We start from the raw sequence: 1,495 nt of genomic DNA on the forward strand, positions 1-1,495 counted from the left end.
TCGAGCGGCCGTTCTCGTACATCCGCCAGGACTTCTTCCTGGCGCGCTCCTTCCGCGACCTCGGCGACCTGAACGCTCAGCTTCGGTCTTGGCTCGACACCGTCGCCAACGTCCGCCTGCACGGCACCACGCAGCGGATCGTCTCGGAAGCCTTCGCCGCCGAGAAGCCCGAGTTGCAGCCGCTGCCGGCCGTGCCCTTCGACGCCCTGCTCAAGCTGGAACGGCGCGTCAGTCACGACGGCCTGGTCTCGATCGGCGGCAACTACTACAGCGTGCCGGACCGGACCCGGCGTGTCGTCGAAGTGCATCAGCTGCCCGACACGATCCGCATCCTCGACGGCGGCCGCCTCGTGGCGAGCCACCCGATCCTGGAAGGGCGTCGGCAGTACCGCGTCGATCCCGGCCATCGGCAGGGCGCGGCCGCCCGGGCCATGCGCCACGGCCATCCCGACAGCCAGATGATCGGCCGCCGCGGCGATCACGTCGCCCGGCGCTCGCTCGCCGTCTACCAAGCCATCGGCGAACGGCTCGCCGGCGGGATCGGAGGCCGGTCATGACCCGTGCCGCTGTCTCCTGTGCCGTCACGACCCTCGACAGCATCAAGCGCAGCCTTGTCGGCCTGCGCATGCCGCGCGCCCTGGAGGTCCTCGACGCCACGATCCGCCGCATCGAGCAGGGCGAGATCGACGGCATCAGCGCCCTCGACGAGATCCTGACTGAGGAACTCACGCTGCGCGAGAACCGCCGCGTGAAGACCGCCCTGCTCGTGGCGCGCCTGACCACGATCAAGACGCTGGCCGGCTTCGACTTCGCCTTCCAGCCCTCGCTCGACCGGGAGCGCATCCTGGCGCTGGCCGAGCTGACCTTCATCGACCGGGCCGAGGTGGTTCACCTGCTTGGACCACCCGGCACCGGCAAGAGCCATCTCGCCACCGCGCTCGCCGTTGAGGCGGTCAAGGCCGGACGCAGCGTGGTGTTCTCGACGCTGGCCGATCTGATCGCCTCGCTGGCCAAGGCCGAGCGGGACGGCTCCCTGCGCGAACGCATCCGCTATCTCTGCCGCGCCGCGCTGCTGGTGGTGGACGAGATCGGATACCTTCCTGTCATCCCGGGTGGAGGCAACCTGTTCTTCCAGCTCGTCAATGCGCGCTATGAGCGGGGTGCGATGATCCTGACCTCGAACCGCGGCTTTGCCGAATGGGGCGAGGTGTTCGGTGATCCGGTCGTGGCCACGGCGCTGCTCGACCGCCTGCTGCACCATGCCGTAGTCATCCAGATTGAGGGAGCGAGCTATCGCCTGCGCCAGCACGCCGATCTTGTGCCCGAGCACGTGCGCTCCAAGGCCGTCATCATCCCGCCGCCCGCTCCCAAGCGCCGCGGCCGTCCACCCCGGAAGGCGCTATCCGATCACGCAGCCGGCTGATCACCGACCACAGACCCCGCTGCCAGGGAATTTTGAAAGCCCAGAAGCGCGGAGACTTCGGCGCCCGTTGAC

2 protein-coding genes are annotated in these 1,495 nt (G+C 68.9%); both read left to right on the forward strand.

The features are described from left to right. On the forward strand, nt 1-557 hold a 557-nt coding region (locus MOX02_RS30535), incomplete at its 5' end, for a Mu transposase domain-containing protein (RefSeq protein ID WP_444980204.1). After that, nucleotides 554-1,423 carry an IS21-like element helper ATPase IstB gene (istB, locus tag MOX02_RS30540; RefSeq protein WP_147029499.1) on the forward strand — a complete coding sequence of 290 codons (870 nt, stop codon included), beginning with the start codon at nt 554-556 and terminating at the stop codon, nt 1,421-1,423. The genes MOX02_RS30535 and istB, both read left to right, overlap by 4 nt. Nucleotides 1,424-1,495 lie beyond the last annotated feature (72 nt).

Source organism: Methylobacterium oxalidis (assembly GCF_007992195.1).
Taxonomy (GTDB): domain Bacteria; phylum Pseudomonadota; class Alphaproteobacteria; order Rhizobiales; family Beijerinckiaceae; genus Methylobacterium; species Methylobacterium oxalidis.

Bases quoted from the DNA above. Each gene is read 5' to 3' on its own strand.
- istB (WP_147029499.1), top strand. From the start codon at position 554: ATGACCCGTGCCGCTGTCTCCTGTGCCGTCACGACCCTCGACAGCATC.